The sequence below is a fragment of the Lysobacter sp. CC-YZS074 genome (assembly GCF_056739745.1).
Genome location: NZ_CP200301.1, coordinates 2,985,968 through 3,011,528, shown reverse-complemented (window position 1 = coordinate 3,011,528; position 25,561 = coordinate 2,985,968). Strand labels below are relative to the sequence as shown.

Here is a 25,561-nt window from a genome sequence, read left to right as displayed (position 1 = left end):
ATGGCGACTTCGTGAATGGGCGGTTTCGGATCTACGACAATCCGTCCGTAGGAGCGACACAACCGGTCGAGCGTCCACGTCGGCACACGGCTCTTGTAGAGCGGCTTCAGCCGCGATCGTGGAATCGGCGCGGGCGTCCGGTTATCCGATCGCGGCTGAAGTCGCTCCTGCACCCCGGAGGAAGTCCCCTTGGGGGGCAGGAGCCCGGAAGCCCGCTCGGTATGCGCTGGGTACGGGCAAAGCCTGGACGGCCCGGACCAACCACCAGGACCCTTCGGAACATCGCGGCCCAAACCACCACCCTGACCCTCCGGAGCATCCGGACGCGGCCGCACAAGGCGGCCGCGCCGGAGACTCCGTCAATCCAGGTGAACGTGCGCGCCGTGCGCCTTCGGACAGTGACAGACCGCGGTCGGGCCGAACTCCAGGCCGAAGGTCTGGCCGTCGCGGTGGCGCTGCCAGTAGAACTCCGGCGCCGGGGTGGCGTCGTTGCCGATCTCCGCCATGTCGGCATCGACGTCGAACAGGCGGCCGTCGACCATCACGTAGCGGGTCTCGATGGTGTTGCGGATCTCCTCCAGCGGGTTGCCGTCGAGCACCACCAGGTCGGCCTGCTTGCCGACCTCCAGCGAGCCGATTTCATCCGAGAGCCCGAGATAGTCGGCGCCGTCGATCGTCGCCGCGCGCAACGCCTCGAAGTTGCTGAAGCCGCCCTGGGTGAGCATCCAGATCTCCCAGTTCGGGCTCAGACCCTGCAGCTGGCCGTGGCCGCCGACCTGGATCCTGATGCCTTCGTCGCGCAGGTGCTTGGCGGCTTTGGCCACCTCGATGTGGTAGTAGTCCCAGTCCGGCGCGATCTCGCGGCGGATGCTGCGCGCATCGAGCGTCTCGCGCGGGAAGAAGCGGTTGAGCTTGTCGTTTTCCCAGACGTTGTCGCGCGCATACCACCAGTACTCGCCCGACAGGCCGCCGTAGCTGACCACCAGCGTCGGCGTGTTGCGCACATCGGTTTGCTTCCACAGGTTGACCACGTCCTTGTAGAGCGGCGCGACCGGGATGTTGTGCTCGATGCCGGTGACGCCGTCGAGGATCATCGTCATGTTGTGGTGGAAGGTGGAGCCGCCTTCCTCGACCACGAGCATGCCCAGCTCGCGCGCGGCGGTGTTGATCTGCTGGCGCTGCTCGCGGCGCGGCTGGTTGTAGCTCTTCACCGAGAACGCGCCGTTGGCCTGCATCCGGCGCAGGTGGCTGCGGGCGTCGTCGAGCGAATTGACCACCGCCTTGAAGTCGCCGTCGGCGCCGTACAGGATCGTGCCGGTCGAGAAGATCCGCGGGCCGACCATGCGCCCGGCCTTCTGCAGCTCGGCCTCGGAGAACACGAACTCGGTGGTCGCCGACGGGTCGTGCATGGTGGTGATGCCGAACGCGAGGTTGGTGTAGTACGCCCAGTTCTGCTGCGGGACCACGCCCTGGCCGAAGTGCGCCGCGTGGGCGTGGACGTCGACGTAGCCGGGCAGGATGGTCTTGCCGGTGGCGTCGATGACATTCGCACCGGCGGGAACCTCGACCGAACCTGCCGGGCCGACCGCGATGATCTCGTCGCCGCGCAGGACAATGGTGCCGCCCTCGATCACCTCCTCGGTGTTCTCGGCATCGCGCATGGTGACGATGCGCGCGTTGGTGAACGCGACCACCTCGTCCGGCGCGTCGACCGGCACCGTCAGCCCGACCGCGATGCCGCCCCCGTGCACCGGCTTGGCGATCTCCGCCGGCGCGCCGGGCAGGAACGCGAAGCTCTCATCCAGCGCGCGCGAGTGGTAGCGGTCGCCGACCATCCAGTGCAGCGACTGCGAGTCCGCCGCCCAGTGCAGGTAGCTGCCGACGTCGGCGCTGACCTGCGACACCGGGATCGCCTTGCTGTCCTTGGACAGCTCGACCGCCTTGCCGGTCTCCACCATCGGTGCCACGTAGGCGTTGAACAGCTCGGTGAAGGCGACCCACTTGCCGTCGGGGCTGACCTGCACCGAATCGACGTACTTGAGGTCGAACACCTCGCGCGGCTCCTCGCCGTGCAGGCCGACCGACATCAGCTTCTTCTCCAGCCCGCCGCCGGTCAGGTAGTAGACGCGCGAGCCGTCGGCGCTGAACTGCGGCGCCGAACCGCGCTCGGCCACCCGCACCGCCTCGCCACCGCGCGCCGGCATCACGTAGATGCCGCGGTCACCCGACCACAGGCTGCCGGTCAGGCCGCCACCGCCGGACTTGCTGTAGACGATGTGGCGCGCGTCCGGCGAGAACCGCGGGTGGTAGTAGAAGCCCGGGTCGGCGGTGACGCGCGTGCCCTTGCCGCCACCGTTGGCACTGCGCACGTAGATCGCGCCGAGCGCCTCGTCCGACCAGGTGGTGTAGAGCAGCTTGTCGCCGTCGGCACTGAAGCTCGGCTCGTATTCGTACAGGCCCTCGTTGCCGGTCAGGCGCTGCGGCTCTCCGCCGGGCAGCGACTTGCGCCACAGCTTTCCGACCGCGTGGAAGACCAGCGTGTCGCCGTCGGCGGAGGTGGCCACGTCGCGGATCATCTTCGGCGCGAACGTGCCTTCGGCGATGTCCTGGTCGAAGCGCAGCGCCTCGGTGACGGTCTGCTCGACCTGCGCGGTGAACGGGATCCGCGTCGGCTCGCCGCTGGCCATGTCGACCCGCCACAGCTTGCCCTGCGCCCAGATCACCACGGACTTCGAATCGGGCATCCAGTCGAAGCCGGTGTACGGCCCGAAGATCGCCCAGGCTTCCTGCTGATCGTGGCTGAGCCCGTCCCACACCGGCCGCACCTCGCCGCTGTCGAGGTCGAGCACGTGCAGCACCGACTTGTCGCGGATGCGCTTCACGAACGCCAGCGACCTACCGTCGGGCGAGGGCTGCGGCCGCACCGCGCCGCCGGGCGTGGCGATGACGGTGTCGGTCGTGCCGGTCTGGCGGTCGAGCCGCTTGATCGCGTAGATCACGTCGTGCGGGTTCTTGTTGTACTCGAACGACTCGCCGCCGGTGACGTCCTGCGAGTAGTACAGATAGCGGCCGTCGGGCGACAGCGCCGGCTCGCCGAGGTCCTGCTGGTCGTTGATCTTCTCGACCAGTTGCAGGCCGGCGCCGCCGCCGCTGGCGTGGTACATCCACAGTTCGCCGGCGCCGAGCGACCGCTCGGAGGTGAAGTGCTTGCGGCCGATGATGAAGCGCCCGTCCGGCGTCCACGCCGGGTTGTTGAGCAGGCGGAAGTCCTCGTTGGTCACCTGCACCGGGTCGCCGCCGTTGGCATCGACCGTCCACAGGTTGTTGCCGCCGCCGCGGTCGGAGGTGAAGGCGATGCGCGAACCGTCGGGCGACCAGCGCGGCTGGATCTCCCACGCCGGGCCGGACGCGATACGGCGCGCGGCGCCGCCGGTCACCGGCATCCGGTACAGGTCGCCGAGCAGCGAGAACACCAGTTCGCGGCCGTCGGGCGAGACGTCGACGTCCATCCAGGTGCCTTCGTCGGTCTCGAAGCGCACGACCTTGGTGGGGCCGTGCGCGGCGCTGACGTCCCACTTCGCTTCATCGGCCTCTTCGCCCGGACGGCTGACGCCCTTCGCGGTGTCCGGCGCGGCCTGCGCCGGGTCGGTGCCGACCGGGTCGAGCGCGTCCTGTTCGAGCTGGACCGGGTCCTCCCCGGTGTCGCTGGTGTTGCGGTCGACCGGTGGCTGCGGCGCCGGCGGCGGCGGGTCCTGCGCCAGCGCGGGCAGGGCGAACGAGGCGGACAGCGTGGACGACAGCGCGATGGCGAGCAGGCGACGGGTCATGGGCAGGCACGGATGGCGGACGAATCCCGCAGCCTAGCCGCCCCGCCGGCGCCGCACCTAGGCAGAAAGTCCCGGTTCGGCTTTGCCGATGGTGTTGCGTGGGTGCGTGCCGGTGTGCACCGGACGGAACGGCACCCGTAGGAGCGACGTTAGTCGCGACCCGCTGAGCATCGGCACCGGCGGGATAGTACGGGCGGCGGAAATCCGCGGCCGCGCGACCGGAGCCCCGCGTCGATCGCGGCGTGTGTCGCGCGGTCAGTGGGATCGCGACTTACGTCGCTCCTGCATACGTGGGACCACCGTGGATATCGCCCGGCGTCCCTCGGCGTCACTCCTCGAACTTCGCCGCACTTTCGGTGGCGAAGCCCACCACCACCGCGCCCCGGCCGACGTTGACCATGCCGGTCAGGCTCATCACGCTTTCGAACACTTCGATGTTGTGTTCGCTGCAGGCCGCGCGCAGCGTGTCGTAGCCGGGCAGGGCGCGCATCTCGGCGAGCTCGCCGCCGTAGCTCAGGCACACCGTCGGCGTCATCAGCCCGGCCCGCACGCGCTTGGCGGTGAACTCGAACAGCTTCTGCACCGCCGGCTCGAAGCCCTTGATCTTCGCCACCGGGCCGGTCTCGCCGTGCTGGCAGTGCAGCACCGGCTTGATGTCGAGCGCGCTGCCGAGCGCGGCGCTGAGCAGGCCGACGCTGCGGTCGCCCTTCTTGCGGGCACGGGCGCGAAGGTAGTACAGGTCGCGCGGCACCAGGTAGCCGTGGGTGTGCAACGCCAGGTTCTCCAGCCGCGCGCGGATCTTCGGCGCGCCTTCGCCGGCCGCGCGCAGGCGGATCGCCTCGACCGCGGTGATGCCCTGGGCGGCGAACAGGTTCTGGGTATCGACCACCCGCAGCGCGAACGGCGTGGTGTTGCCCGCCGCGGCACGCGCGGCCTTGTAGTCGTTGAGGATCGCGAAGCTGGCCTGCTGCGCGTTCTCGTTGATCGGGCTGCGCGACTTGGTGATCGTCATGCAGAACACGTAGTCGTAGTCGATGACCAGCCGCTCGAGGAACAGGTCGCGGATCTGCTGCACCGTGTAGGGCGTGGTCTCCGCCTCGGCGCCGCGCTCGGCGACGTGGGCGTGCAGGAACTCCAGCGTGGCCTGCTCGTTGCGGTGGTCGGCCAGCACGGCCTCGCCAATGCGCACGGTGATCGGCAGCACCGCTACTTCGTGCTGTTGCAGGTATTCCAGTGGCAGATCACAGGCCGAGTCGACAACCAGTCCAATGCGCATGGCTCCCCCGGGCGGCCGTCAAGGCGCGCAAAACGTGACGCGCAGCATAGCGTCACGTGACGGGTGTCGCACTATGCGAGACCGGAGACCGGAGACCGGAGACCGGAGACCGGAGGCCGGAGACCGGAGGCCGGGCTGGTCCGGCGGTCGCCACCGTCGGCGGGCTACCCGGCGCGGACGCCCGCCGTCCAGGCTCCGTCAGTCCCAGGCGCCGAGGATCAGCCCGTACAGGGCGAACTGCAGGATGTGGTAACCGCTGTCGATCATCCACAGCTTCACGCTGCGCTGGGCGAACGCGTAGTTGATACCGAAGCTCATCGCCACGAAGAACAGTCCGACCACGAACCCCGCCCCGAACCCGTCGGCGGCGCTCGCCGCCGGCGGCAGGGCGACCGAGAACATCAGCGCGGCGAGCAGGCTGCAGACGAACGCGACGGCGAAGATCCGCGCCGGGTGGGGCGGGGCGCTGTCGGCATCCACCCCGGCTTCGCGGCACCAGGCCTTCTTGAACAGCGGCCCGTACCAGAGCCCGCCGAGCAGGAACGCGGACGCCGCGGCGGCGAGGATGGCGAGCCAGTTGAGGTCGAGCAGCGGGAAGGGCGGCATGGTCTTGGTCCCCTGGAAGGTGGGCGCAGCTTACCCGTGGACGCCGCCGGACGGACGGCGGGGCTGGGACGGCTTTCGCGCGGCCGGCGAACTGGCGTCGTCGCTGCAGGCCACCCTGCTGCAGGTGGGGCTCCTGTAGGAGCGGCTTCAGCCGCGATCGTGAATCGTCCGCCCGCACCGGCTCCCGATCGCGGCTGAAGCCGCTCCTACAAGGAGCCGCTGGTCGTGCGGAACAGATAAAACCAGGCCCGCGCGGGGCGGGCCTGGATGCTCGCAGCGGGTCGTCAGCCGCCAGCCCTCAGCGGCTGTCGGCGGCCGGATAGGCCCGCGGCAACCCGCCATTCCCCCGCGGCGCCTGCGCACGCAGGTAGCGGTCGCGCAGTTCGGTCTGGCGGCTGCGCATCCCGATCGCCTGGCCGTCGAGCCAGACCTGGGTCGCCACCGCGTTGACCTCCAGCGGGTCGCCGCTCCACAGCACCAGGTCGGCGCGCTTGCCCGGCGAGATGCTGCCGAGCGTGTCGGCCACGCCGAACGCCCGGGCCGGGACCGAGGTCAGCCCGGCCAGCCCGTCCTCCCACGGCAACCCGTTGGCCACTGCGTTGCCGGCCAGCTGGCGGACCTTGCGCGCGTTGTGGGTGTCGCCGCCCTGGGTGAAGCCGACCGCGACGCCGGCGGCGTCGAGCCGGGCGGCGTTCTCCATGGTCGCGCCGATCTGGTCGAAGCTGGCCGGCAGGTTGGCCAGCGGGTTGACGAACACCGGCACGTCGGCCGCGGCCAGCTGCGGCGCCAGCTTCCAGGCCTCGCCGCCGCCGGCGATCGCGACCTTGACGCCGTGGCGGCCCGACCAGCGCAGCAGTTGGCGGATGTCGGCGGCGCGGTCGACTTCGACCACGATGCGGCCGTTCCCGTCGAGGTACTTCTTCAGCGTGTCGCGGCCGGCAGGCGTCAGCAGCGCCGCGTGCGAGCCGGCCGGGATGCGGCCATGGACCTCGTCGACCAGCTGGTCGAGCAGCATCCACTGCGCCGCGCGGGACCGGCCGCTGAGCTCGGCAGCATCGCTGCCGAGGTCGACGAACAGCACGTCGGGGCCGACCGGGTCGGGGCTGCCGTCGAGCCGCACCACCGCGCCCTGGCCGCCGATGATCGAGCCGCCCTCGGTGGCGCCGGCTTCCAGCAACGTCCAGCCGATGCCTTCGATCCGGGTCACCGGCACCAGCACCGAGGCCGGGTTGTAGGCCAGCGTCACGTCGAACTCGGGGCGCACGGTCATCTCGTGCGACTCGGCGCCGAGGCCGAGCGAGGCGTCGACGGTCGAGCGTTCGCCGGAGACCTCCTCCAGTCCGATCGCGGTGATGCCGCCGAACAGGGTCGGGGTCAGTGGCCGCGACTGCGCGTCGACCACCTGCGCCCCGGCCGGAGCCGACAGACCGGTGCCGACGGCGGCGATCACACCGTCGTGGACCAGCACGTCGGCGCCCTGCAGCGTGCCCTGCGGACCGGCGGTGTGGACCGTTGCGTTGCGGATCAGCAGGTCCTGCGCGTTCGCGCTCAGCGCCACGAACGACAGCGCGGCGGCGGCGAGGGATTGGCGGGCCAGCGACTTCATCGCGCCCCGGTTCAACATGCGGCGGCTCACAGCACACCTCCGGCCCGGATGGCGTCACCGGTCGACTGGCCCAGCATGAAGTCCGACTGCGGCTGCCGCGACGGGTCGTTGCGGTCGTACAGCCGCGCGCCGTCGATGTAGACCTGCTCGGCCTGCGCGTAGACGCTGAAGGGCGTGCCGTTCCAGACCACCACGTCGGCCATCTTGCCCGGCTCCAGGGTGCCGGTCTCATCGAGGATGCCCATCGACCTGGCCGGATTGGCAGTCAGCCACTGGATCGCGTGCTCGGGCGTGATGTCGATGCCGGCAAGCCCGGCATGCGCCATCACCTTGGCCGCCTCCTGGTTGAGCCGCTGGATGCCTTCCTCGGAGTCGCTGTGGACGATCGCGCAGCTGCCGGCGGGGCGGTCGACCAGCGCGATGTTTTCCTGGATGCCGTCGAAGGCCTCCATCTTGAAGCCCCACCAGTCGGCCCACAGCGCGGCGCAGGTGCCTTCCTCGGCGAGCCGGTCGGCCAGTTTGTAGGCCTCCACCGCGTGGTGGAACGCGGCCACCTTGAAGCCGAACTCGTCGGCCAGGTCGAGCATGGTCGCCATCTCGTCGGCGCGGTAGCAGTGGATGTGGACGAGGATGTCGCCGTTGATCGCACCGGCCAGCGTGTCGAGCTTGAGGTCGCGCTTGCCGCCGGTGTCGCTGCCGCTGTCGGGCTCGTCGTCGCTGAACCAGCTGCGCTTCTTCGGCGCGTCCGGCTTGTGCTTGGCGAGGTATTCGGCGGCGTCGATGAACGCCGCGCGATAGCCGGCGATGTTGCCCATGCGGGTCGACGGGCCGCCCTTGTCGCCATAGACGCGCTTGGGGTTCTCACCGCAGGCCATCTTCATGCCCCACGGCGCGCCGGGGAACTTCATCGCCTGGTAGCTGGTGGCGGGCACGTTCTTCAGCGTGACGCCGCGGCCGCCGACCAGGTTGGCCGAGCCCGGCAGCACCTGCAGCGAGGTGATGCCGCCGGCCAGCGCCGCGGCGAAGCCCGGATCCTGCGGCCAGACCGAGTGCTCGGCCCAGACGTTGGCGGTGACCGCGTTGGTCGCCTCGTTGCCGTCGCTGTGCGCGCGCACGCCGGGGCTCGGGTACACGCCCAGGTGCGAGTGCACGTCGATGATGCCGGGGGTGACCCACTTGCCGGTCGCGTCGACGCGGGTGGCGCCGGCCGGCAGGTCGAGCTCCGGGCCGACCGCGACGATGCGGCCGTCGGCCATCAGCACGTCGGCGTGGTCGAGCCGGGCGCCGGTGCCGGTCAGCACGGTGGCGTTGTCGAGCAGCACCGCCGGCGCGGCGACGCGCTGGTAGGTGCTGGGGTACGGGTCCTGGACGAACGAGGGCGCGGCGTCGTCGGCGGCGCGCACGGCGCCCCCGGCGATTGCCAGCCCGAGCGCGGCCGCGAGGGCGGCAAGCTGTGGTGACTGCATCGGTTTCCCCTTGGTGGCCGGCGTCGCGACGGTGGTCGGACGGACCTCGCCAACCTAGCCGGGCCCCCCCACCGTGCCAACCCTGACGATGGTCACGATCAGTGACCGATTGCGCAAACCCGGCGCGCGGCATCGCAGCCCCTGCGATGCCCGCGCGGCACACTGGGTGCCTCGAGGGAGAAGCAGCCAGCGGCCCGCCATGGGGGCGGGTCGGGAGACGCTGGGGAGACCGCACGTGGAACAACTGATCTATCTGCTCGCCGGGGCCGCGCTGACCTGGGCGTTCTATTTCATCCAGCGCCGGGTCGAACGCCGCGGCGAGGTCGATGCGATCGAGCGCAACCAGAAGCTGCTCGCGCTCAAGCAGGGGCTGGAGGACGCCAACACCAGCCTGGACGAACTGCGGCGGTTCGAGAGCCGCCTGATCGACAAGGCCGAGACCGCGGTCAGGATCGCCGACCGCTATGTCAGCCAGGCCGAGCAGGTCGCCCGCGAGAGCGACGAGCCCGTCCTCGACGAGGACGCGATGAACCAGCGCGCGATCGACTCGTTCCAGCACGTCGACGCGCGGCTCGATGCGCTGGTCGCCCGCCTGCGGGTCGAGCTCGACGACGGCGGCCTGGCCGCGTTCGACGCCGTGCACCTGGCGTGGCTGGGCTACCGCGAGCGCTACGCCCGGTTCATCGCCGAGTCCTACTCCGGCGGCGCGATCCAGCCGCTGATCCACGCGGTCACGCTGGAAAGCATCACCGCCGCGTGGATCACCGAGATCGAGACCCAGCTGGGAGAAGACGACATCGACGGCGAGGAGGACGCGGCGTGACGCGTCGCCACGCGCCCTGTCGCCACGCAGCCTGCCTCATGCCCTGTTCCACGCGTGGCCACGCACCTGCGCCATGCCGTGCCCCGCGCGTCGCCACGCCACCTGCGCACGCCCTTGTAGGAGCGGCTTCAGCCGCGATCCGGAATCGTCCGCCCGCGCCGCTTCCACGATCGCGGCTGAAGCCGCTCCTACAACAGCCCTGAACGCGCAGCCGGAGCCACCTTCACCCCCGTAGGAACGACGTCAGTCGCGACCTTTACATCCGGCCGAAGCGTCGAAAGGTCGCCTGCTGGCGGTGATTCGGGATCCCACCCCGGCGCCTTCGTCGCAGCCGGCCGTCTTCCTCTCCGGCCGGGTTCGGCGGGTCGCAACTTACGTCGCTCCTGCGAACGGACACGCACGGCGTGGTGACATTGACGCCGGGCTTGCTACGGTATTTGCCCACCCAGCCCGAGGAGCCCCGCATGGACGTGACCGCCGAGGATGTCGTCACCTTCTGGCGCGAAGCGGGCCCTGACCGCTGGTTCAACGGCGGCGAGGAGTTCGACGCGCGCTGCCGCGAGCGCTTCCACGACGCCCACATGGCGGCCTCGCGTGCCGAGCTCACGCACTGGGAAGAGCAGGCCGAAAGCGCGCTCGCGCTGGTGCTGCTGCTCGACCAGATCCCGCGCAACATCTTCCGCGGCAGCGCCCACGTCTACGCCACCGACCCGATGGCGCGCGCCGTCGCCGAGCGTTCAATCGGGCATGGCCACGACATGCAGGTCGAGCCGGAGCTGCGTCCGTTCTTCTATCTGCCGTTCATGCACTCGGAAGCGATGCTCGACCAGCAGCGCTGCGTCGAGCTGTACCAGTCGCTCAACACTCCCGGCGCCGACAAGTGGGCGCTGCACCACCGCGGCATCGTCGAGCGCTTCGGCCACTTCCCGCACCGCAATCGCCTGCTCGGGCGGCCGACCACGCCGGCCGAGCAGGCGTGGCTCGACGAGGGTGGTTTCGGCGGGTGAGCCGGCCTTTTGCACTGCGCCTTCGTGGTGTGCCGAAGTCTCGGGCATGCGCCGGCTCAACTTGTAGGAGCGAATCCGGGCCGCGAACCGCCTCAGTACCTCGGCACGTGCGAGTCGACCTGCTCGCTCCAGGCGTCGATGCCGCCTTCGACGTTGTGCAGGTTGGTGAAGCCTAGGCCGCGGAAGTGTTCGGCGGCCTGCGCGCTGCGCTTGCCGTGGTGGCACATGAACGCCAGCGGCGTGTCCTTCGGCAGCGCCTCCAGGTGCGCCAGCGAGTCGCCGTCGAGGGTGGAGAACGGCACGTTGATCGACGCCTCCGCGCGCTCCTCGGCCGGCCGCACGTCGACCAGGGTCAGCTCGCCGGATGCGGTCTTCCCGGCGGCCTCGGCGGCGGTGATCGTGGCGACCTTCGGCGGCGCGTTGGGGTTGTCGATGACCAACCCACGACCGCGCTCGTCGTCGACCCAGTCGATCTTCAGCCCGCGTGCGCGCTGGGCGCTGGCGAGGTCGAACTGGGCGCGCAGGCCTTCGGCCTCGGTCGCGATCGCCCCGTTGTCGACCGGCGCCAGCTGCAGCTTGGCGTTGAAGCGCGGGTCGACCTCGATCTGCAGTGCATAACCGTCGCCCGCATTCGCCACCGCTTCGCGCAGCATCTGCGCGGCGGCGGGGGTGATGGTGATCTGCGGCGGCGTGCGGTCCGGCGCCGGCAGGCCGAGCGCGGTGTGCAGCTCGCCGGAGTTGGCCATCTGCTCGATGATGTCGCTGCCACCGACCAGCTCGCCGCCGATGTACAGCTGCGGGATCGTCGGCCACTGGCCGTACTCCTTGATCCCTTCGCGGATCTCCTGGTCGGCCAGCACGTTGACGTGCTGGTAGTCGACGCCGGTGGCACCGAGCGCGGCGACCGCCTTGGCCGAGAAGCCGCATTGCGGCGCGCGCGGCTCGCCCTTCATGAACAGGACGACCCGGTTGTCGTTGAGCAGGGTCTGGATGCGCGAGTGCAGGGCGGGGTCGAGCGGCATGGCGGTGTCCGTGGAGCGGGGGAGGGCGCCAGTGTACCGAGCCCCCGGAGCCGCTGGCATGATGCAGGTCATGCCGAGCGCCCCGTTCCATCGCATCCCGCGCCACCCGCACGTCTGGTGGGCAGTGTTGCTGCTGTCGCAGGCGCTGGTCGCGGCGCTGTGGTGGCGGTTCGGCTGGGCGGTGGGGCTGCCCGCCATGCTGGCCAGCCACGCGGTCTTCTGGTGGGGCGTGATGAAGCCGGGCTCGGCCCTGTTCAGCCCGGTGCTGGCGCGGCTGCCGACGCGCGAGCCGCTGGTCTGGCTGACCATCGACGACGGCCCGTCCGTTGACACCGCCGCCTTCCTCGATCTGCTCGATGCACACCGCGCCCGGGCGACCTTCTTCGTCGTGGGCGAGCGGGTGCGGGCGCGACCGGAGCTGCTGCGCGAGATCGCCCGGCGCGGTCACGGCATCGGCAACCACAGCCACTCGCACCCGCAGGCGTGGTTCTGGGCGCTTGGGCCCGGCGCGATGCGCCGGCAGGTGGGCGACGCCCAGGCGGCAATCGCGGAAATCACCGGCACCGCGCCGCGATGGTTCCGCGCCGTGGTCGGCATGGCCAACCCGTTCACGGCCGCGCCGCTGCGCGAACACAGGCTGGCGAGGGTGGCGTGGAGCGCGCGCGGCTTCGATGCGGTGGCCGCCGATCCCGCGGCCGTGGTGGCGCGGATCGAACGCGACCTGGCACCCGGCGCGATCGTGCTGCTGCACGAGGGCGCCAGGCATGGTCGGAATGTCGAGGTGCTCGCGCTGCTGCTGCAGCGGCTGGAGGTGCTGGGCTACCGCACGGTGTTGCCGGAAGAAATCGAGGCGGAGTCCTCCGCGGATGCTGGCCACGAAAAGGCACCGCCCCGCGACGGAGTCCGGGCCGCAAGCCGGCGGCAATCCCGCCCCAGGCGCATGCCGGAGCCTCTGTAGGAGCGGCTTCAGCCCCGATCGTGGAGCCGGCGCAGGCGAACGATCATCCGATCGCGGCTGAAGCCGCTCCTACAAAAGCTCCGAGCGGTGGACACGCGGGAGTGATCCCCCACCCGTCGCTCCAACAGGCGCACGCGCCAGGGCGCTATGCGGGCTTCACCGCCACCACCCGCCAGTTGTTGAACGGCGTATTGCCGTACAGCGGGATGAACTCGGACTGCAGTCCGGCGCCGTCGAACAACGCGCGCAGGGCGTCGGCGTCGGGGTAACAACCGGGGCCGGCGTTCATCCATCCGAGCGTGCGCGAGAGCACGTCGATCGCGCGGGTCACGCGTGCGCGCCGGCCGCCGTCGTCCAAGCCGGTTCGGATCACCAGCTTGGCGCCCGGTTCAAGCATGGCTATGGCGGCTTGCAGCGTGCGCTGCTGGGCATCGGCGGGAATGAACTGCAGGACGTCGAGGATGGCGACGCTGCCGCGATGGCCCAAGCGGTCCAGCGAGAAATCCGCCGCGGCCAGGTCGACACACTCGAACCCGACGTCGGCCAGCCCCTGCCGCCGCGCCGCGCGCCGGGCGCGATCGACCTTGCCGGCGTCGTTGTCGACCCCCCGGTAGCGCAGCCCGATGCCGTCGCCACGCAGCGCGTGGGCGAGCAGGCCCAGCCCGCACCCCAGGTCGAGCAGCGGCGCGGTGGTGCCGCGCAGCGCGTCGCACACGCCGGGGTACAGCGGGTCGCTGCCGAGCTTGCTGCGGCTGTAGAAGTAGTCCCAGCGGTTGCCGAGCGCACGTTCGGGAGCGAACGCGGCGGCAATGGCGCGGGCGTGTTCGCGCGCCATCGGGCGCGTGGCGTCGGTGGTCATTCCGCGCCCAGCAGCCCACGCGCGACCGGCAGCGCCTGCCGCGCCCACAGCGCGTACATCGCCGCCGACGGGTGCAGACGGTCGTCGACCAGCATGTGCGGCTGGCCGCCGAACTCGCGGCTGACCGCGGTGATATCGACGAAGGCCACCGCGTGCCGCGCGCACAGCTCGGCGGCCGCGCCGTTGTAAGCATCCAGCTCGCCGGCGATGCGGGTGGGATCGCGCTCCTGGCTGGCGGCGAACGGGGTCACGCCCCAGTCCGGGATCGACAGCACCAGCAGCCGGTCGCCGCGGCCGCCGGCCAGCACCATCGCCCGCCGCAGCAGGTCGTGGAACTCGCCGCGGTAGTCGGCCACGCCACGGCCGCGGTACTGGTTGTTGACCCCGATCAGCAGGCTGACGAAGTCCCAGCGGCCGAGCGGTTCCTCGGCATCCATCGCGCCGGACAGCTCGTCGGTGGTCCAGCCGGTGGTGGCGATGATGCGCGGCTCGGCCAGTTGGATGCCGTGCTCGCGCAGGCCGCGCGCCAGTCGCACCGGCCAACGGTCCGCGGGCGCGACGCCTTCGCCGATCGTGTAGCTGTCACCGAGGGCGAGATAGCGCATGGCGGTCTGCTCCTGTGGCGGGTGCGGTCAGGCGACCGCGGCGCGGCCGGTCGTGTTGGCGTCGGCACGCCGCTGCAGCACCCGGTCGATCCGCGCGAACACCTCGCGCAGGTCGTCGGGTTGCGGCAGCAGGGTGACGCGGAAATGGTGGCGGTACGGCACGTTGAAGCTGGAGCCGGGCACCACCAGCACGTCCTCGGTCTCGAGCAGTTCGAGTGCGAAGGCGTGGTCGTCGAAGCCGCGCGCGGCCGCGCCGGTCACCGCCGGGAATGCGTACAGCGCGCCGGCCGGTTCGACCAGCTCCAGGTGCTCGCTGCGGGCGACGCTGTCGACCACCGCGCGCCGCGCCTCGTACAGTCGTCCGCCCGGCGCGCACAGCGGTGCGATGGTGTCCTCGCCGTGCAGCGCGGCCTCGATCGCGAACTGGCCGGGCACGTTGGCGCACAGCCGCAGCGCGCCGAGCAGGTCCATCGCGTGGTGGAACTCGCCGCTGGCGATCGGGTCGCCCGACAGCACCGCCCAGCCCACGCGCCAGCCGCAGGCGCGGTGCACCTTGCTCAGCCCGCCGAACGACAGGCACGGCACGTCGCCGGCGAGCGGTGCCAGCGGCTGGAAGGTCGCGCCGTCGTACAGGATCGAGTCGTAGATCTCGTCGGCCATCAGCAGCAGGTGGTGGCGCGCGGCGATGTCGACGATGCGCTCGAGCAGCTCGCGCGGGTAGGTCGCGCCGGTCGGGTTGTTCGGGTTGATCAGCACGATCGCGCGCGTGCGCGGCGTTACCAGCGCCTCGATCTCGTCAGGGTCGGGCAGGAAGGCGTTCGCGGGCTGGCAACGGTAGTAGACCGGGCGGCCGTCGTTGAGGATCGTCGCGGCCGACCACAGCGGGTAGTCGGGCGAGGGCAGCAGCACCTCGTCGCCCGGGTTCAGCAGCGCTCGCAGCGACAGGTCGATCAGTTCGCTGACGCCGTTGCCGACGAACACCCGCTCGGCGCTCGCGTTGGGCGTGCCGCGCTGCTGGTGGAACGCTGCGATCGCCTCGCGCGCGGCCGGCAGGCCCTGCTGGTGGGTGTAGGGATCGGTGTCGGCGATGCGCCCGGCGATCGCCTGCTGCAGGTGCTCCGGCGCGCGGAAGCCGAACGCCCCCGGGTTGCCGATATTGAGCTTGATCAGCGTCCGGCCCTGTGCCTCCAGCTCGCGCGCCCGGCGGGCGAGCTCGCCGCGGATTTCGTAACGGACTTCGGACAGGCGGGCACGGGTCTTGAGGCTGGGCGGCGACATCGGAGCGGTGCGGAGTGGGGGTGGCGCCAGCCTAGCGGAAACAGACGTAAGCGCGGCGGTCGTTGCGCGCCTAACGGGTTGTCATCGGGCGTTCTATCGGGCCCGCCGTGAACCTCCAAAGGCCCCATGCGCAACCCCCGGCTTCTGTAGGAGCGGCTTCAGCCGCGATCGTGGAGCCGGCGCGGGCGAACAGCCATCCAATCGCGGCTGAAGCCGCTCCTACAAAAAGCCCGGTCATCCGAACCGCCGGCGGTGCGCTCCGGATAGGAGTGACCTGCGCGCCGCCCCATCACCGCACCCCGCTAGAATCCGCCCCATGACCACCCCGCGCCCGGAAACATGACCCCCGACCTCGCCCTGCAGGCGATCGGCTGGCCGCTCGACCCCGACGGCCGGCCCGCGGTCGCCGAGTGGCGCGAGACGCTGTCACAGCACCCCGCGGCACGCCCGGTCCGCGTGGTCGAGCAGCACCGCAGCGGCTACGTGGTCGCCGACGGCCCGGACAACAGTTTCACCGTCGAATCCCTGCCCGAGTGGCAGCGCCCGCCCAGCTACAAGAAGGGTGGCATCCCGCCCGAGCAGCGCGCCGCGGTCGGCGACTGGGTGCTGATCGAACCGGCGACCGAGAAGGACCAGATCGTCGCCCTGCTGCCGCGCCGCAGCGCGATCAAGCGCGGCGCCGCCGGCGAGCACTACAAGCAGCAGCTGATCGCCGCCAACGTCGATACCGTGTTCGTCGTCTGCGGCCTGGACGCCGACTTCAACCCGCGCCGGATCGAGCGCTACCTGCTGCTGGTGCAGGGCAGCGGTGCCGAGCCGGTGGTGGTGCTGACCAAGGCGGACGAAGCCACCGACGTTCCCGGCTCGCTGGCGGCGCTGGTGGAACTGGCGGCGCAGAACGTCGCGGTGCGCGCGGTCAATGCGCGCGACCCCGACAGCGTCGCCGCACTCAAACCCTGGCTGAAACCCGGCCGCACCGCGGTGCTGGTCGGCAGCTCCGGCGCCGGCAAATCGACCCTGACCAACACCCTGCTGGGTATCGAGCGGATGAAAACCGGCGAGGTCCGCGAGTCCGACGCCCGCGGCCGCCACACCACCACCCACCGCGCGCTGATCCCGCTGCCGACCGGCGCCTGCCTGATCGACACCCCCGGCATGCGCGAGCTCAAACCGACCGGCGAGGAAGACGTCGGCGAGAACTTCAGCGACGTCGAGGCGCTCGCCGCCGAATGCAGGTTCCGCGACTGCAAGCACCTGAAGGAGCCCGGCTGCGCGGTGCGCGCCGCGATCGAAGGCGGCCGGCTGGACCCGCAGCGGTTCGCGAACTACCTGAAGCTCGGCGAGGAAGTCGCCGGCGCCGCCGACAAGCTCGCCAACCGCCGCGCGCAGAACGCGGAGAAGAAGGTGATCAGCAAGGCGCTGTCGAAGCGGCTGGACGAGAAGTACGGCAAGCGGTGAGCCAGAGCCCGGAGTAAGCTCCAGCCAACGCGCACCAGCGCACCCGTGCGAGCCGCCCCGCCGGATGACCGTCGCCGATTTCCCGCCCGACATCGCCCACCACGCGGCGCTCGACGCCCGCATGGTGGCCGCCGCCAGCGAGATCCGGCTGCTGAGCCTGGCCAGCTGGCCCGCGGGGATGGAGACCGACTTCGTCGCCGACCATGCCCGTGGCGTGGCCCGTCTGCCGCGGATCGACTACCCGCGCCACGACTTTTCCGACGTCCGCACCGAGCTGGCCGCGATCGCCGCCGAAGCCGACCCGGACCACCCGCTCGGCCAGTACCTCATCGACTCCACCGCCAGCTGGGACACCGCCGCACGGCTGTGCGAGCACCTCGGCACCGCGGCCGTCACCGACCTGTCGATCCAGCTCTACGGCAGCCCGTTCGATCCGCTGCCCGGCAACGGGCCCGATGCCCGCGTCGCCGCGCGCCACTTCCTGTCGATCGCCGACGAGTTCGACCGCGAGCTGCTGGCGCCGTCCGAGCACGTCACCATCTCCGCCACCGCGCTCCAGCTGCAACTGCAGCGCGACCTCGACGACTACTTCAACGAGCGCGTGATCGAAGTCGTGCTCGACCCCGACCTGATCGCCAAGGCCGCCGCCGGCGCCACCCGCATCCGCCTGCGCACCACCGCCGCCTTCAGCGACTACGACCGCGACCAGCTGCTGCAGCACGAGGCCTTCGTGCATTCGCTCAGCGCGCTCAACGGCCGCCGCCAGCCGGTGCTGGGCAGCCTGGCACTGTCCTCGCCGCGCGCCACCGCCACCCAGGAAGGGCTGGCGACGTTCGCCGAGCAGATCACCGGCAGCATCGACATCAGCCGGATGAAGCGGCTCAGCCTGCGGATCGAGGCGGTGGCGATGGCGCTGGAGGGCGCCGATTTCATCGAGGTGTTCCGCTACTTCCTCGATGCCGGCCAGAGCCCCGAGGAAAGCTTCGCCTCGGCCCAGCGCGTGTTCCGCGGCGTGCCGGTGACCGGCGGGGCGGCGTTCAGCAAGGACGCGGTCTACCTGCGCGGCCTGATCGGCGTGCACACCTTCTTCCGCTGGGCGCTGCGCCAGCACCAGTTGCGCCTGTGCCGCTGGCTGTTCGCCGGCAAGATGACCCTGACCGACGTGCAGCGCTTCGCCCCGCTGTTCGAGGACGGCGTGCTGCTGCCGCCGCTGTGGCTGCCGCGGTGGATCGCCCGCGCCAACGGCCTGGCCGGCGTGCTGGCGTTCTCGCTGTTCGCCAACCGGATCCGGCTGGACGCGGTCGACGACAGCGGTTTCCTCGACGTCTGAGCGAAAGGCCGACCGCCGTGCCGGCGCGTACATGCCCTGGTGGCTAGAATCACCGGTTCCCCAGGTCCGTGCCCCGAAGATGTCCAACAGCAACGATTCCAAGCAAGCCGACGATTTCCGGCAAGCCGCGCTCGATTACCACCGGGTCAGCCCGGCCGGGAAGATCAAGGTCACCGCGACCAAGCCGATGGTGACCCAGCGCGACCTGGCGCTGGCCTATTCGCCGGGCGTGGCGTTCGCCTGCGAGGAAATCGCCGCCGACCCCGACTCCGCCCGCGACTACACCGCGCGCGGCAACCTGGTCGCGGTGGTGTCCAACGGCACCGCGGTGCTCGGCCTGGGCGACATCGGCCCGCTTGCCGGTAAACCAGTAATGGAAGGCAAGGGCGTGCTGTTCCAGAAGTTCGCCGGCATCGACGTGTTCGACATCGAGATCGACGAGCGCGACCCGGACAAGCTGGTCGACATTATCGCGTCGCTCGAGCCGACCTTCGGCGGCATCAACCTCGAGGACATCAAGGCGCCGGAGTGCTTCATCGTCGAGCGCAAACTGCGCGAGCGGATGAACATCCCCGTGTTCCACGACGACCAGCACGGCACCGCGATAATCGTCGGCGCCGCGGTGCTCAACGCGCTGCACGTCGCGGGCAAGAACATCGGCGACATCAAGCTGGCGACCACCGGCGCCGGCGCGGCGGGCATCGCCTGTCTGGACATGCTGGTCGCGCTGGGCGTGCGCAAGGAAAACATCATCGCGTTCGACCGCGAGGGCGTGATCTACACCGGCCGCCCGAACCTCGACCCTGACAAGGCGCGCTACGCCGCCGACACCGACAAGCGCGAGTTGGCGGAGATTGTCGCCGGCGCCGACGTGTTCCTCGGCCTGTCGGCGGGCGGCATCCTCAAGCCGGAGATGGTCGCGACCATGGCCGAGCGGCCGATCATCCTCGCGCTGGCCAACCCGTACCCCGAGATCCTGCCGGAGGACGCCAAGCGCGCCCGCCCCGACGCGATCATCGCCACCGGCCGCAGCGACTACCCCAACCAGGTCAACAACGCGCTGTGCTTCCCGTACATCTTCCGCGGCGCGCTCGATGTCGGCGCACGCGAGATCAACGAGGCGATGAAGCTGGCCTGCGTGCACGCGATCGCCCAGCTGGCCCGGATGGAAGCCGGTGACCTCGCCGCGGCCTACGGCGGAGACGTGCCGACGTTCGGTCCCGACTACCTGATCCCGCGCCCGTTCGATCCGCGCCTGCTGGTGATGCTGGCGCCGGCGGTGGCCAAGGCCGCGATGGAGTCGGGGATGGCGGCCCGGCCGATCACCGACATGGAGGCCTACGAGGAGACGCTCGGCCAGTTCATCTGGCGCACCGGCCTGCTGATGAAGCCGGTTTACGACCGCGCGCGCTGCGACCGAAAGCGCGTGGTGTACGCCGAGGGCGAGGAGCACGTGGTGCTGAGCGCGGTGCAGACCGTGATCGACGAAGGGCTGGCGTTCCCGATCCTGATCGGCCGCCCCGAGGTCATCAACGCCCGCATCGAGAAGCTCGGCCTGCGCATGCGCCAGGGCGTCGACTTCGAACTGACCAACATCCACTCCGACCCGCGCTTCGACGAGTACTGGCAGCAGTACCACGCCCTCACCGAGCGCCGCGGCGTCACCATCGAGGCCGCCAAGAGCCTGCTGCGTTCGCGCCCGAGCCTGATCGCCGCGTTGATGGTCGAGCGCGGCGAGGCCGACGCGATGATCTGCGGCGTGGTCGGCCGCTTCCACAAGAAGCTCGGCTACCTGCGCAGCGTGTTCGATTTCGACCGCGGCGTCACCGGCACCGCGGCGATGACCGGCGTGATCAACGACGCCGGCGCGTGGTTCTTCCTGGACACCCACGTGCAGCTGGACCCGACCGCCGAGCAGATCGCCGAGGCGACCCTGCAGGCGACCTACCGGCTCAAGCTGTTCGGCGTGGAGCCCAAGGTCGCGCTGCTGTCGCACTCCAACTTCGGCAGCCACGACAATCCCTCGGCGGCCAAGATGCGCCGCGTCCGCGAGATCCTCGCCGAGCGCGCGCCGAAGGTGGAGGTCGACGGCGAAATGATGGCCGACACCGCCTGGAACGACGCCCTGCGCCGCCGCATCTTCCCCAACACCACCCTGCACGGCCGTCCGAACCTGTTCGTGATGCCGAACCTCGACGCGGCCAACATCACCTACAACATGTTCCGCGTCGCGACCGACGGCGTCGCGATCGGCCCGATCCTGATGGGCCTGGACAAGCCCGCGCACATCCTGACCCCCGACTCGACCTCGCGCAGGATCGTCAACCTCACCGCCATCGCCGCGGTGGACGCGCAGATCCGCGCGAACAGGGGTGGCGTGCGCGGGTAAACGCCCGCATCCGGAGCCGCGGCGTGTTCGCGGCTCCCGCCTGCGGGCGGTATTCCCCGGTTCTTGCGGTTCCGTGTCCGCGGGTTTCCAGGTGCCAGGTTTGGCGGGGCCAAAGCCTTTGTAGGAGCGGCTTCAGCCGCGATCGTGGAATCGGCGCGGGCGAACGACCGTCGGATCGCGGCTAAAGCCGCTCCTACAACATCCCGACAAGAGCGCCGTCACACCCAGACCGCATCCCAGAACGGGTAATCCCCCACCCGCCGCACCAGCCCCGCGCGCACCGGATTCATCACCACATGCCGCGCCGCGTCCACCAGCTGCTCCTCCGCCCGCAACGCCCGGTCGTGGTAAGCCGGCGCCCACACCGACGCCCCGACCCCCGGATGCGCCTGCCGCAGCATCCGCGCGCTGCGGCCTTTCAGCCGCCCCATGCAGGCCGGCAGCGAGTCGAATCCGCCAAGCTCCACCAGCCCGTGCCAGTGGTCCGGCATCAGCACCCACGCCAGCAACCGCGAGCGCTGCCATGACGGCGCGGCCGACATGACCCGGCAAGCTTCCGCAGCGACGTCCCAGTCGTCGAAGCACGGCGTGCGATCGGCCGTGGTGAAGGTGACCAGGTAGATCTGGCCGTTGAGCGAATGGCGGCCGATGCGCAGGCGGGCGTGTCCCATGCGGGCAGGGTGGGGCGGGTGCGTCGGCGCAGGTATCAGCAGGTTGCCCGCGCCCCGTCAGCAAATGCCCCGTGCCGTTGTAGGAGCGGCTTCAGCCGCGATCCGACAATCGTTCGCCCGCGCCGATTCCACGATTGCGGCTGAAGCCGCTCCTACAAAAGCACCAAAGGCCCACCTTCGCCCCATACGCCGCCGCATCCCCATTCCGCCAGCCCGGGCCAGCCCCGCCGCGACCCCCGCTGATAGAATCGAAGCAATCTCTCCACCCCCATTACGAGGCGCGGCCATGGGGCCGCGAGGCGCATGACCACGACCTACGAAAGCCCGTTCACCGACCTGCTGCAGAACGACCCGGACCCCACCGAGACCCAGGAGTGGATCGAGTCGATCGAGGCGGTCATCGCCCGTGACGGCACCGAGCGCGCGCATTCGCTGCTGCAGGGCATGGTCGAGGTCAGCCGCCGGGCGGGCGCCCACCTGCCGTTCGCGCCGACCACCGAGTACATCAACACCATCCCGCCGCACCTGGAGGCCAAGAGCCCCGGCGACGCCGCGATGGAGTGGAAGATCCGCTCGATCATCCGCTGGAACGCCATGGCGATGGTGGTCCGCGCCAACCGCAAGCCCGGCGACCTCGGCGGCCACATCGCCAGTTTCGCCTCCGGCGCGACCCTGTACGACGTCGGCTTCAACCACTTCTGGCGCGCGCCCAGCGAAGACCACCCGGGCGACCTGCTCTACATCCAGGGCCACAGCTCGCCGGGCATCTACGCCCGCTCGTTCCTGGAAGGCCGCATCACCGAGCAGCAGCTCGACTGCTTCCGCATGGAAACCGGCGGCAACGGCCTCAGCTCCTACCCGCACCCGTGGCTGATGCCGGACTACTGGCAGACCCCGACCGTATCGATGGGCCTCGGTCCGCTCGCCGCCATCTACCAGGCGCGCAACTGGAAGTACCTGGAAGGCCGCGGCCTGATGCCCAAGACCGACCGCAAGGTCTGGTGCTTCCTCGGTGATGGCGAGACCGACGAGCCCGAGTCCCTCGGCGCCATCTCGGTCGCCGGCCGCGAGGGCCTCGACAACCTGGTCTTCGTCATCAACTGCAACCTGCAGCGCCTCGACGGCCCGGTGCGCGGCAACGGCAAGATCATCCAGGAGCTGGAAGGCAGCTTCCGCGGCGCCGGCTGGAACGTCATCAAGACCATCTGGGGCAGCTACTGGGACCCGCTCCTCGCCCGCGACACCTCCGGCAAGCTGCGCCAGCTGATGATGGAAACCGTCGACGGCGAGTACCAGAACTGCAAGGCGTTCGGCGGCAAGTACACCCGCGAGAACTTCTTTGGCAAATACCCGGAGACCGCCCAGCTGGTCGCCAACATGAGCGACGAGGACGTCTGGCGCCTCAACCGTGGCGGCCATGACCCGCACAAGGTGTACGCCGCCTACCACGAGGCCGTGCACACCAAGGGCATGCCGACCGTCATCCTCGCCAAGACCGTCAAGGGCTACGGCATGGGCGAGGCCGGCGAGTCGCTCAACCCGACCCACGGCACCAAGAAGATGGACGACGAGTCGGTGCGGATCTTCCGCGACCGCTTCAACGTGCCGGTCACCGACGCGCAGCTGGCCGACGGCAAGGTGCCGTTCTACCACCCGGGCGAAGACTCCGAGGAGGTCCAGTACCTCAAGGCGCGCCGCGCCGAACTCGGTGGCTACCTGCCGCAGCGCCGCCGCAAGGCCAGCGAGCAGATCGCCGCGCCCAAGCTCGAGACCTTCGACCGCCTGCTCAAGTCCACTGGCGAGCGCGAGATCAGCACCACCATGGCGTTCGTGCAGGCGCTCAACATCACCCTGCGCGACAAGCAGGTCGGCCCGCGCTGCGTGCCGATCGTCGCCGACGAGGCCCGCACCTTCGGCATGGAGGGCATGTTCCGCCAGCTCGGCATCTACTCGCCGAAGGGCCAGAAGTACAAGCCGGTCGACCGCGACCAGCTCATGTACTACCGCGAGGACGCCGCCGGCCAGGTGCTGGAAGAGGGCATTACCGAAGCCGGCGCCTTCGCCAGCTGGATGGCCTGCGCCACCAGCTACAGCACCAACAACCTGCAGCTGCTGCCGTTCTACATCTACTACTCGATGTTCGGCTTCCAGCGCATCGGCGACTCCGCCTGGCAGGCCGCCGACATGCGCGCGCGCGGCTTCCTGCTCGGCGCCACCGCCGGCCGCACCACCCTCAACGGCGAGGGCCTGCAGCACGAAGACGGCCACAGCATGATGCAGGCCGGGCTGATCCCGAACGTGCGCAGCTACGACCCGACCTTCAGCTACGAGGTGGTCACCCTGCTGCAGCACGGCATGAAGCGCATGCTCGAGGACCAGGTCGACGAGTACTGGTACATCACCCTGATGAACGAGAACTACACCCACCCGGACATGCCCGAGGGCAGCGCCGAGGGGATCATCAAGGGCATGTACCTGCTGAAGGACGCCGGCAAGGCCAAGAAGGGCGAGCAGCGCGTGCAGCTGATGGGCAGCGGCACCATCCTGCGCGAGGCCATTGAGGCGGCCAAGCTGCTGGAGAAGGACTTCGGCGTGACCGCCGACATCTGGTCGTGCCCGAGCTTCAACGAGCTGGCCCGCGACGGCGCCGACGCCGAGCGCTACAACCGCATGCATCCCGAGTCCAAGGCCCCGCGCAAGCCGTACATCGCCAGCCTGCTGGACGGCCGCCAGGGCCCGGCGGTCTGCGCCACCGACTACATCCGCGCCTACCCCGAGCAGGTCCGCGCCTACGTGCCGATGCACTTCACCGTGCTGGGCACCGACGGCTTCGGACGCAGCGACACGCGGGCGAACCTGCGCTCGCACTTCGAGGTTGACCGGTTCCATATCGCGCATGCCGCGATCGCGGCGCTGGCGGCGGAAGGGAAGATGGCGGCGAAGGATGTGGCGCGGGCGATCAAAGAGTACAAAATCGAAACGGACAAGCCGAATCCGATTTCGGTTTGAGGTCCGGAAACAGGAACACGGCGGCCATCTGGCCGCCGTTTTCGTTCGTAGGGTCTGCTCTCGCTTCGAAGCGGGCATACGTTCCAGAACGCGCACGATCCGCCCCGTTTTCACCTCCTATCCACGTAGCCAACGCCAGCTGAAGGCGAGGACATGGCTTCAGGAAAAAGGCCGCTATATTCCGCAGACCCCAGACGAAGGAGAGGTGCAATGTTCCTGACCAAGCAACATCTGAGGACCGCGCGTACGCTCGGCGTGGCGCTCGTCGCTGCCGTGGGTTTTGCCGGCTGCGCCACCTACGACGACGAGTTTGCCGGCATCAACTCGCGCCTCGATCAGCTCGACACGCGGGTGCAGAGCGCGGCCCAGAGCGCCGAGTCCGCCAACCAGTCCGCGCAGCAGGCCAACCAGCGCCTGGATCAGATCGAAGGCCGCGTCCAGCAGCTTGAAGCGGCACGGGGTCGGAACCCGCGCGGCTAGTCGTTTGCGCAAGTCCCGACGCACCGCTTGATCTGGAGCCGGTGGCCTTGCTGGCCACCGGTCTCCTTTTGTCACTCCGCCCACCTCCAAGGAGCCGTCCCATCCGCACCTGCATACCCCCTGCAATGAGGGCCGCCCGCGGCGCGCTGCTGTTGGCGCTGGCGTTCGCGAGCTTCGGCGTGGCCGCTGCCGAGGATGCCTCCAAGCAACCCGTGGCCGCCGTCGACCAGCTTCCGCGAGGCCAGGACGTGTCCGACACGGTGACCGACCTCGCGGGCTGGGTGGTCGCAAGCGGTGACAGCCAGGGCTATCCGTTCGCGATCATGGACAAGGCGGCTGCGCAGATCCTGGTGTTCGGCGGCGACGGCCGGCTCCGCGGCGCGGCACCCGCGCTCTTTGGCTCGGCGGTCGGCGATCACAGCGCTCCCGGCGTCGCCGGTCTCGCGCTTCGCGAAATTCCGGGCCGGGACCGCACGACGCCGGCCGGTCGCTTCGTCGGCGGCTTCGGCCCGTCCATCGATGCCGGGCGCGTGCTGTGGGTGGACTACGATTCCGCGGTTTCCATCCACCCGACCGCGACCGGCGTCCCGGCCGAGCGGCGCGCCGAACGCCTTGCATCGCCCAAGCCCGACGACAACCGCATCAGTCACGGCTGCATCAACGTCTCGCCCAAGTTCTACGAACGGATTGTGAGCCCGACGTTCGAGCGCGGCGGGGTGTTCTACATCCTGCCCGACGAGGCACCGCTGGCGGAGACTTTCCCGGAGTTCGTGGAGAGCCGTGCCGAGCGTGATTGATCGATGGGGTGCACGGCCCGCTGGCCAGTAAAGGCCTACCAAGGTGATGGCGGAAGAAGAAGACGGCGGCCGCGTGGCCGCCGTTTTTGTTTGT

20 protein-coding genes are annotated in these 25,561 nt (G+C 70.1%); 10 read left to right on the top strand and 10 right to left on the bottom strand.

What is annotated here, in order from left to right:
- Positions 1-359: 359 nt before the first annotated feature.
- The 3 genes from U8331_RS13670 to U8331_RS13660 all read right to left on the bottom strand — a co-directional run bounded on the left by U8331_RS13670 (position 360) and on the right by U8331_RS13660 (position 5,709).
- Positions 360-3,827, bottom strand: coding sequence for an amidohydrolase family protein (locus U8331_RS13670; protein WP_481131552.1), 3,468 nt, complete (start codon positions 3,825-3,827; stop codon positions 360-362).
- A gap of 328 nt (positions 3,828-4,155) precedes the next feature.
- Complete coding sequence (locus U8331_RS13665; protein ID WP_481131551.1) at positions 4,156-5,103, bottom strand: DegV family protein; 948 nt, start codon at positions 5,101-5,103, stop codon at positions 4,156-4,158.
- A 198-nt stretch (positions 5,104-5,301) separates the two neighbouring features.
- Positions 5,302-5,709, bottom strand: a complete 408-nt coding sequence (locus U8331_RS13660) for a DUF1761 domain-containing protein (protein ID WP_481131550.1) — start codon at positions 5,707-5,709, stop codon at positions 5,302-5,304.
- Here U8331_RS13660 and U8331_RS13655 point away from each other — a divergent pair.
- Entirely contained in the window at positions 5,708-5,848 is a 141-nt protein-coding gene (locus U8331_RS13655; RefSeq protein ID WP_481131549.1) for a hypothetical protein, read from the top strand. The genes U8331_RS13660 and U8331_RS13655 overlap by 2 nt on opposite strands.
- Positions 5,849-6,007: 159 nt before the next feature.
- On the opposite strand, the gene U8331_RS13650 is transcribed toward U8331_RS13655, so the two are convergent.
- Complete coding sequence (locus U8331_RS13650) at positions 6,008-7,315, bottom strand: amidohydrolase family protein (RefSeq protein WP_481133000.1); 1,308 nt, start codon at positions 7,313-7,315, stop codon at positions 6,008-6,010.
- A 26-nt stretch (positions 7,316-7,341) separates the two neighbouring features.
- Positions 7,342-8,781, bottom strand: a complete 1,440-nt coding sequence (locus U8331_RS13645) for an amidohydrolase (protein ID WP_481131548.1) — start codon at positions 8,779-8,781, stop codon at positions 7,342-7,344.
- 235 nt (positions 8,782-9,016) lie between these two features.
- Between U8331_RS13645 and U8331_RS13640 the strand changes: the two genes are divergently transcribed.
- The gene (locus U8331_RS13640) at positions 9,017-9,604 is read left to right on the top strand and encodes a lysozyme inhibitor LprI family protein (protein ID WP_481131547.1); all 588 of its coding nucleotides are present in this window, start codon (positions 9,017-9,019) and stop codon (positions 9,602-9,604) included.
- Positions 9,605-10,068: 464 nt separating this feature from the next.
- Positions 10,069-10,611, top strand: coding sequence for a DUF924 family protein (locus U8331_RS13635; RefSeq protein ID WP_481131546.1), 543 nt, complete (start codon positions 10,069-10,071; stop codon positions 10,609-10,611).
- Between the two features lie 92 nt (positions 10,612-10,703).
- On the opposite strand, the gene grxD is transcribed toward U8331_RS13635, so the two are convergent.
- Positions 10,704-11,633 carry a Grx4 family monothiol glutaredoxin gene (gene grxD, locus U8331_RS13630; RefSeq protein ID WP_481131545.1) on the bottom strand — a complete coding sequence of 310 codons (930 nt, stop codon included), beginning with the start codon at positions 11,631-11,633 and terminating at the stop codon, positions 10,704-10,706.
- Positions 11,634-11,703: 70 nt separating this feature from the next.
- Between grxD and U8331_RS13625 the strand changes: the two genes are divergently transcribed.
- Positions 11,704-12,591 (top strand): polysaccharide deacetylase family protein, encoded by an 888-nt coding sequence (locus tag U8331_RS13625; protein WP_481131544.1) that lies wholly within the window; start codon positions 11,704-11,706, stop codon positions 12,589-12,591.
- 145 nt (positions 12,592-12,736) lie between these two features.
- Here the strand turns inward: U8331_RS13625 and U8331_RS13620 are convergent, their stop codons facing one another.
- The 3 genes from U8331_RS13620 to U8331_RS13610 are packed head-to-tail and all read right to left on the bottom strand — an operon-like array spanning position 12,737 to position 15,333.
- Positions 12,737-13,426 (bottom strand): methyltransferase domain-containing protein, encoded by a 690-nt coding sequence (locus U8331_RS13620; RefSeq protein WP_481132999.1) that lies wholly within the window; start codon positions 13,424-13,426, stop codon positions 12,737-12,739.
- A gap of 20 nt (positions 13,427-13,446) precedes the next feature.
- Positions 13,447-14,055: an SGNH/GDSL hydrolase family protein gene (locus U8331_RS13615; RefSeq protein ID WP_481131543.1), complete on the bottom strand. Its 609-nt coding sequence runs from the start codon at positions 14,053-14,055 to the stop codon at positions 13,447-13,449.
- Between the two features lie 27 nt (positions 14,056-14,082).
- Positions 14,083-15,333, bottom strand: coding sequence for a pyridoxal phosphate-dependent aminotransferase (locus U8331_RS13610; RefSeq protein ID WP_481131542.1), 1,251 nt, complete (start codon positions 15,331-15,333; stop codon positions 14,083-14,085).
- A gap of 339 nt (positions 15,334-15,672) precedes the next feature.
- Here U8331_RS13610 and rsgA point away from each other — a divergent pair, with 339 nt between their 5' ends.
- The 3 genes from rsgA (at position 15,673) to U8331_RS13595 (ending at position 20,510) form a co-directional block, all read left to right on the top strand.
- The gene (gene rsgA, locus U8331_RS13605) at positions 15,673-16,791 is read left to right on the top strand and encodes a ribosome small subunit-dependent GTPase A (protein WP_481131541.1); all 1,119 of its coding nucleotides are present in this window, start codon (positions 15,673-15,675) and stop codon (positions 16,789-16,791) included.
- Between the two features lie 64 nt (positions 16,792-16,855).
- On the top strand, positions 16,856-18,121 hold the full coding sequence (locus U8331_RS13600; RefSeq protein WP_481131540.1) for a flavohemoglobin expression-modulating QEGLA motif protein: 1,266 nt from the start codon (positions 16,856-16,858) through the stop codon (positions 18,119-18,121).
- Between the two features lie 79 nt (positions 18,122-18,200).
- Positions 18,201-20,510 (top strand): NADP-dependent malic enzyme, encoded by a 2,310-nt coding sequence (locus U8331_RS13595; protein ID WP_481131539.1) that lies wholly within the window; start codon positions 18,201-18,203, stop codon positions 20,508-20,510.
- Between the two features lie 218 nt (positions 20,511-20,728).
- On the opposite strand, the gene U8331_RS13590 is transcribed toward U8331_RS13595, so the two are convergent.
- Positions 20,729-21,181 carry an REP-associated tyrosine transposase gene (locus U8331_RS13590; RefSeq protein ID WP_481131538.1) on the bottom strand — a complete coding sequence of 151 codons (453 nt, stop codon included), beginning with the start codon at positions 21,179-21,181 and terminating at the stop codon, positions 20,729-20,731.
- Between the two features lie 303 nt (positions 21,182-21,484).
- Between U8331_RS13590 and aceE the strand changes: the two genes are divergently transcribed.
- From aceE to U8331_RS13575, 3 genes are all read left to right on the top strand, one after another.
- Positions 21,485-24,190, top strand: a complete 2,706-nt coding sequence (gene aceE, locus U8331_RS13585) for a pyruvate dehydrogenase (acetyl-transferring), homodimeric type (RefSeq protein WP_481131537.1) — start codon at positions 21,485-21,487, stop codon at positions 24,188-24,190.
- 210 nt (positions 24,191-24,400) lie between these two features.
- A complete protein-coding gene (locus U8331_RS13580; RefSeq protein ID WP_481131536.1) occupies positions 24,401-24,670 on the top strand; it encodes a hypothetical protein in 270 nt (89 codons plus the stop codon).
- A 152-nt stretch (positions 24,671-24,822) separates the two neighbouring features.
- Complete coding sequence (locus tag U8331_RS13575; RefSeq protein ID WP_481132998.1) at positions 24,823-25,467, top strand: hypothetical protein; 645 nt, start codon at positions 24,823-24,825, stop codon at positions 25,465-25,467.
- Positions 25,468-25,561: the final 94 nt, after the last annotated feature.